The following is an 8,517-nucleotide window of genomic DNA, read 5'->3' as shown; positions in this document are numbered from 1 at the left end:
CCATAGCCCGTGTTCAGTTAAGAACACTTGTATTCCTTTCTGTAATTTCGTCTCAAAGAAATAAAATAGGAAATCGGCAGAAAATCCTGATTTTCTAAACAATTTAGCTTTTCCACACAGCTTTTAGGGCGGGTTCATTTACTTAAACCATATATCCTTTCTTATAAAATATTGGAATAGGAACCAGCTTTCTGCTCGCGTTCAATTGTACCAAGATGTTAAGCCGTCAAACGGACTCAAAGAAAAAGTAGGAAGCCCGATAAAGATGATGGCAGCTAGGAATGGGTTAGCTGTTTTCAAAAAGCTGTAGACAGACTCAAATCCTTCATAGTTGCGACCAACAAGTTACACTGAACGTATGGAGAACGCTGAAGCCGTAGACAGACTCAATCCCTTCATAGTTGCGACCAACAAGTTACACTGAACGTATGGAGAACGCTGAAGCCGTAGACAGACTCAATCCCTTCATAGTTGCGACCAACTCTCAGCAATCTTACGGCGATAAAACCGCGCAAGCAATGCATCGCTGACCGACTTCTACCATATCCTCAAAAACAGAGGCTGGGTTACAACCTCTGTAATTGGATGTGTCTATTTTTCTAAATCGAGTTTTGCAATCTATTCACCATGATCTCGTTCACCAGTTTCATAGAATCCACTGGAAGAATACAGAGATTTGGTAACTTGATTTTCAGGTTCGTAAGATAACCAAAAATAGTTTGCGGATCCACATGGAAATTGTTTAACAAATTGGATAGCTACTTTAACAGCTTGTCTACCATAACCTTGATTTTGATACTTTTTATCAATCATCAAACGTCAAAGGTTATCATTTTCAGTTGCAAGAGAAGGTGCATCTTGCCAACATTCTCCATAGCCTATCATCATATAGCCAACCAAAGTATTGGAGTCGTAGATTCCAAATGGGAAAACTTGGGCTTCTGTTTGTTGCGTGAGAACCAGATAGGCTTCTGACAAACTAATCGAATTGCTGGCAACAAATTCTTGTTGTTCTTCAAAAACATCTAATTTTAAAATATCCCAGATATTTTCTCCATTTACTGCTTCCAAATTCAACATAGAATCCGCCGAATTGGACAACTTTCATTTGCTATCAAGGTTCTGCCCACAAGACATTGTTACGACACGAGGAAGCAAAATCGATAACATTTTGCTGACGAGTTAGTAAGACACCTAGGTTATCCGCCATAGCGGTAACCGTTAACTGATGAGCTACCTGAGTAGCCATCAGTTTGGGTGTGTTACTTCTCCGTAAACTCTCCGTCTACAACATCATCACCTGATGCGTCTGCGTTTTCAGCGCCTTCTGCTCCACCTGCTGCTTGTTGTGCAGCAGCTGCTTGCTCATACATTTTAACCGCAAGAGCTTGAGCTTTTTCGTTAAGAGCTTCTAGTTTAGCTTTCATATCATCAAGGTTGCCAGATTCTTGAGCTGCTTTCAATTCATCAAGAGCTGATTGAGCCGCATCACGTTCTGTATCAAAGCCTTTGCCTTCAGTTTCTTTGATTGTTTTTTCTGTTGCAAAGATAGCTTGGTCAACTTCGTTTTTAAGGTCAACTTCTTCTTTACGTTTAGCATCTGCTTCAGCGTTTGCTTCGGCGTCTTTCATCATGCGGTCAATTTCTTCTTCAGAAAGTCCGTCATTTGACTTGATAACGATGTGTTGTTCTTTTTGAGTACCAAGGTCTTTGGCTTTAACAGAAACGATACCATTTTTATCGATGTCAAATGTCACTTCGATTTGAGGCACACCACGAGGTGCTGCAGGAATATCAGTCAATTGGAAACGTCCAAGAGTCTTGTTATCTGCTGCCATTGGGCGTTCCCCTTGAAGAACGTGAATATCAACGGCTGGTTGGTTATCTGCTGCTGTTGAGAAGACTTGAGATTTAGATGTTGGGATTGTGGTGTTACGGTCGATAAGTTTTGTAAAGACTGCACCCATTGTTTCAATACCAAGTGACAATGGCGTAACGTCAAGAAGAACAACGTCTTTAACATCACCAGTAATCACACCACCTTGGATAGCAGCACCCATGGCAACAACTTCATCAGGGTTAACTGATTTGTTTGGTTCTTTACCAGTTTCAGCTTTAACAGCTTCAACAACAGCTGGGATACGTGTTGAACCACCAACAAGGATAACTTCGTCAATTTCTGACAAGGCTAAACCAGCATCTGAAAGAGCTTGACGAACTGGTGTTTTTGTACGTTCTACAAGGTCGCTTGTAAGGTCATCGAATTTCGCACGTGACAATGATACTTCCAAGTGGAGAGGTCCAGCTTCACCTGCTGTGATAAATGGCAAACTGATTTGTGTTTGAGTAACACCTGAAAGGTCTTTTTTAGCTTTTTCAGCAGCATCTTTCAAGCGTTGAAGAGCCATTTTATCTGATGAAAGGTCAATACCGTTTTCTTTTTTGAATTCAGCAACCAAGTAATCCATGATTTTTTGGTCAAAGTCGTCACCACCAAGTTTGTTGTCACCTGCTGTAGCAAGTACGTCGAAGACACCATCACCAAGTTCAAGGATAGAAACGTCAAAAGTACCACCACCAAGGTCAAATACTAGGATTTTTTCGTCCTTATCTGTTTTGTCAAGACCGTAGGCAAGCGCTGCTGCTGTTGGTTCGTTGACAATACGTTCTACTTCAAGACCGGCGATTTTACCAGCGTCTTTTGTTGCTTGACGTTGCGCATCGTTAAAGTATGCTGGAACTGTGATAACAGCTTTTTCAACTTTTTCACCAAGATAGTCTTCAGCATAACCTTTAAGGTATTGGAGAATCATGGCTGAAATTTCTTGTGGTGTGTATTCTTTACCGTTGGCAGCAACTTTTTCAGACGTTCCCATTTTTGATTTGATTGAGATGATGGTTTCTGGGTTTGTTACTGCTTGACGTTTAGCAGCATCACCAACGATGATTTCACCGTTTTTAAATGATACTACTGAAGGTGTTGTACGGTTCCCTTCCGGGTTAGCGATGATTTTGCTTTCTGTTCCTTCAAGAACTGCAACAGCTGAGTTAGTTGTACCTAAGTCAATACCAATAATTTTACTCATTTTTTTCCCTCTTTTATTATTATTTTCTTTTCTGATAGTTTCCCCATGTAGTTGAGACACAAGTAACGAACTATGTCGTGTCATTGTTTAATTTTGAAATTTTAAGTTCAAAATTCTCTTCGTAACAGTAACTTGAGTTTCTGTTACACTCGCCATTGTGGAAAGTATCATACTAGCATGCCTATGGCTTGCTTTTCATTTTACGACTTTATAGTTTTATGACGTTGCGGTCAAGTCGTTTATTACGACGTGAGCGATTAAAATCGAATTTAGTTTAATCGCGAGCTAGTAAATAGCTTAGGCAATTCGCCCATAGCGTTTGCCGTTTTCTGATGAGTTGCTTTAGCAAGCATCAGAAATAGCTAGTTGTAAACCACCACCATTGCTGGTCTTAACAATCGATCATGCAATTTATAACCTTTTTGGAAGACTTCTGCAATGGTGTCTGCTGGGTGTTCATCGTCAGCTGGTAAGGTTTGAACAGCCATATGGAAGTTTGCGTCAAATGCATCCATTGGCACTTCTTCAACACCTTCTTCTTTGAACGCCTGAAGCAGACTATCGCGCGTCATTTCAAGTCCTTTTTTGACATCTTCTGTCAATCCTTCAACAGCCAAGGCACGTTCTAAGTTGTCAAGACTTGGCAAGATTTTTTTGGCTAAATCTTGTGAACGGTAGCGTTGTAAACTTTGACGCTCTTCACTAGCACGGCGTTGGATGTTTTGCATTTCTGCATGCGCACGAAGGTATTTATTTTCGAAGTCATCAGCGCGTTCATTAGCCAATTCTAATTCTGATTTTTCGGTGCTTTGTTCTGATTCAATGGTTTCATCAACAATTTCCTCAGTGACTGTTTCATTGTCAATCGCTTCATCAACGATTTCTTCATTTTTAATATCTTCTGACACGTTGTCACCTCTTTTTATTTTATATCTTAGTTAACTTCGTAATGATTGCCACTTAAATAGCGATAATAGTCAGCTAGCTTCAAGGCTAGGACTCGACTAACCACATTAATCAAGCTAATCGCGCGACGATAGTCCATCTCGACCGGTCCAATCAAACTCAAGAGTGCAAAGCCTCGATACGGTATCAAGAACTGATGTCGAATGACTGTAAGATTAGCAAGGGCGGGTTCGCTACTGTTTGCAACCTGAATAGTGGTCGGTTCTTCCTCAGATAAACTGCTACGCATTTCAGTAGCCACCTTAACCTCATTATCCAAAAACTGATAGGTTGCTAAATCCGCATAGGTTAAAGCATTTACCTTACCAGAAATAAGGACAGTCTCACGGAAAAGGCCTTGGAAAATGTAGTCAAACAAGTCCAAGATGTTATCCGTAGTGCTAAAGTACTTGTGGATGACTTGTGGCACTTCTGTCAAGAGCTTGTAGTGAATATCAAGTACAGCTTTACCAAGAAAGCGCTCGTTAATCAGGGCATTCAAGGTTTCTAAATCTTTGGTTAGGAAATTCTTAGGAATGGCGAACTGAACGGTCACTGGTTTGGAATCATCCAGCATCATCACTGCTAGTGCGTCGTGATTGGACAGTTGCACGACTTCAAAGTTAGTCAAACGCTGATTTTTGGGTTCCACGTCTAAAATAACAGAGGTGTAACCGGTCAAATCAGCCAAGAGATGACTGGCTGTGGCAAAAATGTCTTCTAGGCGAAAAGCTTCATAATCAAAAGCCTTAATAACCTGATAAACATCCTGCTCATCAATACTTTCCAATTTCAAAGAGTTTTGAACGAAGTATTGAAAGCCAGCCCGACTCGGTAAGCGACCACTAGAAGTATGAGCTTTTTCCAAAAAACCAAGTTTTTCCAGCTTAGCCATGTCATTACGAATGGTTGCTGAACTCGAATCAATCGAAGCTTGTAAAGCTTTGGAACCGACTGGTTCATGCGTTTGGGTGAACATTTCAATGATTAAATTCAAAATATCATTTTGCCTTGGTGTAATCATGGGGTCTCCCTTCACGCTTTAGCACTCTTTTGTTATGAGTGCTAATTTATATTTCTAATTATACACCTCTAGCAGAGGAAGTCAAGAGAAAAACTCAAAAAATTAGCACTCTTTTTGTAAGAGTGCTAATTAGCCTGTTTATCGTATTTTTCTAGATTGTATTCTTTAATAATGCGTTCTAATTGATTAGCATAATCATCATCTTGCGTAAAGTCATAGCGGTAAAAGGCTTGGGTTGCCACGCTGATACTCGAAGCGGTCGCTAGGATTTTATACAAATTTTTATTGGCGAGACTACCATCTTTAAGCCCTGCTAGATAAATTTCCAAAGCATGATTCCATGATGGGTAAATAACGTAATCTCTTTCGACTTCACTAATATTGCCTTCGTTGCGCTCCATATTTTTCAAACGAATACTATCATCACCAGGTTTAGCAGGAATAGCAAAGAGATTATGATACTTGGCGGCTAACAAATTCTGACCAAAGTTGGATTCATAAGCTGCTTGGGCAATTAAAACAGACGGTCTAATCCCATAATATGTTGATAGCTCTTGAACTTCAGGAGCTATTTTTTCAATAAAACGTTCATTATCCAGACCGGTTGCGACTTTTTTCTCTGCTGATAAGCTACGGTAGTTCAAAGCAAGTGGCAAAATGCCAATCAATACAAAAGCAATTGCAAGACTAATAAAAAATGAAAATTTAAAACGTCGTCTCACTCTACTTCTCCTTCAATTGCTTAATATATTCTTCCAAAGTCAAGCCATGATCAGTCATATAGCGCGCAGAATCTTTCCCTACAAATCGAAAATGCCAATCTTCATAACCAACACCGGTAAAGGCTGTCTTTCCTTCCTGAAAACGAAGGACAAAACCATAGTCAGGTGCCATTTTATGAATTTTTTCCATACTAGACTTATCCGCTTGATTTAAAGCGTCCACGGTACTCAAATCAATGGCTAAACCAGTTTGGTGTTCGCTTGCTCCCCCTGGTTGTGAATACGTTTTAACTAATTTCTCAGCTTCTTGATCACTCAAGCTGGGGTCGCTCGCCTTCTCCTGATCGACGTAAGATTGGAATAATTCCTTTTGGTAGGCAACGCTACGATAGCCAGAAATCAAATGAAAGGCAGGGTCTACCTCCTGAGCTGCTTTTAGAAAATTCCTAACATTTTCAGCAATCCGCCTATCTACAGTGATATTATCAACCGTTTCCAATTCAGGATAGAGCTCTGGTGTGATATTTTCGCGATTAACCAAGACCAGTTCCCAATCAGAAGGCGAGACTCTGGGCAGAGCTGAATCTTGTGATTTTTTTTCTGATGTGCTTTTCTTTTCAGAAACCTGCTTGGTTGGTTTGATGGCTGTGTTTCCACTTGAATGACGAGATTCCCCTTGACCGCTGAACCAAACTAGTGCTCCGATCATGACTAAAAAAGCAAGTCCCAAAATGACTAGAGCCTGTTTTCCTAACTTACTTCTCATTCGCGTCAATAATCTCTCTTCCCTTTTCACGATATGATAGATCCGCTACCGTTTCAATAGTAAATTTGCCATCTTTATAAGTCACGACTGAAACACTACCATTGTCAATGCTTTGTTTTTCTTGATTGTTATCGATCAACCACATAAAAGTACCGATAGTCATCCCATGACTGACAACAATAGCATTGCCACCACCTTGGGCTTCAATTTCTTTTGCCATAGCTTCAAAACCATCATAAATACGTTTACTCAAAACATCCCATGGCTCAGCCCAGTTAGCTGTATCTACTTCAACGATACTTTGAGCAATGTCTGAGTAGGGCATTTCCTCTAGTGAACGACCGTCCGCAAAGGCAACTGTTCTTGGAAGGACACCTTGGAAAAGATCCCCATCGTAACCGCCATCTAGACTACCAAAGCACCATTCACGAATACGTTTATCACGTTTGTATGGAAGATTTTCATTTTCAGTTTCACGAAGGATGATTTCCATGGTCTGCATGGTACGTCCAGAGTCACTTGAAAATGCTGCTTTGAAAGGGATGCCAGACGCTTTCAAGCCAATACCAAGTTCTCGGATACCTTCTTCACCAAAGGCAGTCAGAGGGGTATCAGACCAACCCTGTGCACGACCAATCGTATTGAACATGGTCTTTCCGTGTCTTGCAATGTACAATTTCGTTTCTGTCATGATAACCTCCATTCTTCCTTTCATTATACCATAAGATGGTAGCAATGCGATAGGGAGCTACGTTCTTGGGCATTTTGTACACCAAAAAACCTGCCATAGGTGACAGGTTATTAACTCATTATTTAAGTGAAATCTTGACTAATCGTTTCAGTAAGCATAAAACGCAAATCCGTTTTAAACGACTTTCCCATCAAGAGGATTTCTTAGTGGAAGACCATACCCCCATCAACGACAATTGTTTGACCTGTGATATAGTTTGAATCTTCTCCCGCAAGGAAGCCAACAACATTGGCAACATCTTCAGGTTCTGAAAGACGTCCCAAGGTAATGTCTTTAGCAAAAGTATTCATACCCCATTCATCATCTTTGCCGGCATTTTTACCAACCTGATGCGCAATATCATACATCATAGGGGTTTTTACAATACCTGGCGCATAGGCATTTACTGTAATCCCTTCTGCTGCTAGGTCTTTAGCCCATGTTTGGGTAATACCACGAACCGCAAATTTAGAACCACCGTAGACAGTCAAGTTGGGGTTTCCTTCACAGCCAGCCTGAGAAGTTGCATTGATAATTTTTCCACCGTGACCGAAAGCTCTAAAATGCTTGAGTGCTGCTTGAGCCCCCCAAATGGTTCCCCCAACATTGATAGCAAAAGTGCGTTCAAACTGTTCAGGGGTAATGGTATCAAGAGGTGTTGTCGGTGCAATTCCGGCATTGTTAACAACAACGGTTAAATCACCGAAATGTTCAACGACTTTATCAAAGGCGGCGAACACTTCATCACGATTGGAAACATCTGCAACTACTGCGAAAGCATCTTTGGCAGACAGAGCCTCGACAGCCTTTTGAGCCGTCTCTTCATTGTAATCCAAAATACCAACTTTGAACCCATCTGCATGAAGACGCTTAGCAATTGCAAAGCCAATTCCTTGCCCAGCACCAGTAACAATAGCAACTTTATTCATATACATTACCTCTTTTCTTATGTGCTATATCCCCCATTATAGAACTATAAAAAATAAATACAAGCGTTTTTGTAATCACATGAATAACTTTCAGAACAAGAAACAAAAAGACGCAGAACAGTACTTGATACTCAATAAAAATCAAAAGCAGACTAGGCGATGCCGATGCAGATAGAACTGAAGGTCATCAACTCAAGTCAACAAGGTCTACTTTTGATTTTCAAAGAGTATGAGTAGGGCAAGTCGAAAGTGACCATCTAGCAAAGTTGAGTCAAAAGACTGTAAGCGCCCAATAACGAGGTATATTGAAAAACA

At 40.6% G+C, this 8,517-nt stretch carries 9 protein-coding genes; all 9 read right to left on the bottom strand.

From position 1 onward, the window contains the following. Window positions 1-618: 618 nt before the first annotated feature. The 9 genes from A3IA_RS13685 to A3IA_RS0106895 all read right to left on the bottom strand — a co-directional run bounded on the left by A3IA_RS13685 (window position 619) and on the right by A3IA_RS0106895 (window position 8,202). The gene (locus A3IA_RS13685; RefSeq protein ID WP_018380598.1) at window positions 619-813 is read right to left on the bottom strand and encodes a GNAT family N-acetyltransferase; all 195 of its coding nucleotides are present in this window, start codon (window positions 811-813) and stop codon (window positions 619-621) included. 6 nt (window positions 814-819) lie between these two features. After that, window positions 820-1,080, bottom strand: a complete 261-nt coding sequence (locus A3IA_RS13320) for a hypothetical protein (protein ID WP_018380597.1) — start codon at window positions 1,078-1,080, stop codon at window positions 820-822. 182 nt (window positions 1,081-1,262) lie between these two features. Continuing rightward, window positions 1,263-3,086, bottom strand: a complete 1,824-nt coding sequence (gene dnaK / locus A3IA_RS0106925) for a molecular chaperone DnaK (protein WP_018380596.1) — start codon at window positions 3,084-3,086, stop codon at window positions 1,263-1,265. Window positions 3,087-3,448: 362 nt separating this feature from the next. Then, window positions 3,449-3,994 (bottom strand): nucleotide exchange factor GrpE, encoded by a 546-nt coding sequence (gene grpE, locus A3IA_RS0106920; RefSeq protein WP_018380595.1) that lies wholly within the window; start codon window positions 3,992-3,994, stop codon window positions 3,449-3,451. Window positions 3,995-4,020: 26 nt separating this feature from the next. Next, entirely contained in the window at window positions 4,021-5,055 is a 1,035-nt protein-coding gene (hrcA, locus tag A3IA_RS0106915; RefSeq protein WP_018380594.1) for a heat-inducible transcriptional repressor HrcA, read from the bottom strand. Window positions 5,056-5,180: 125 nt separating this feature from the next. Continuing rightward, window positions 5,181-5,777, bottom strand: a complete 597-nt coding sequence (locus A3IA_RS0106910) for a glucosaminidase domain-containing protein (RefSeq protein WP_018380593.1) — start codon at window positions 5,775-5,777, stop codon at window positions 5,181-5,183. Window position 5,778: 1 nt separating this feature from the next. Continuing rightward, window positions 5,779-6,543 carry a M15 family metallopeptidase gene (locus tag A3IA_RS0106905; protein ID WP_018380592.1) on the bottom strand — a complete coding sequence of 255 codons (765 nt, stop codon included), beginning with the start codon at window positions 6,541-6,543 and terminating at the stop codon, window positions 5,779-5,781. Further along, window positions 6,533-7,234 carry a histidine phosphatase family protein gene (locus A3IA_RS0106900; RefSeq protein ID WP_018380591.1) on the bottom strand — a complete coding sequence of 234 codons (702 nt, stop codon included), beginning with the start codon at window positions 7,232-7,234 and terminating at the stop codon, window positions 6,533-6,535. The genes A3IA_RS0106905 and A3IA_RS0106900 overlap by 11 nt, the downstream gene beginning before the upstream one ends. Before the next feature lie 203 nt (window positions 7,235-7,437). Further along, on the bottom strand, window positions 7,438-8,202 hold the full coding sequence (locus A3IA_RS0106895) for a (S)-acetoin forming diacetyl reductase (RefSeq protein ID WP_018380590.1): 765 nt from the start codon (window positions 8,200-8,202) through the stop codon (window positions 7,438-7,440). Window positions 8,203-8,517: the final 315 nt, after the last annotated feature.

It is taken from the genome of Streptococcus thoraltensis DSM 12221, from assembly GCF_000380145.1.
GTDB lineage: Bacteria > Bacillota > Bacilli > Lactobacillales > Streptococcaceae > Streptococcus > Streptococcus thoraltensis.
The sequence above is the reverse complement of the archived record's forward strand: the minus strand, read 5'-3'. Positions and strand labels throughout refer to the sequence as shown.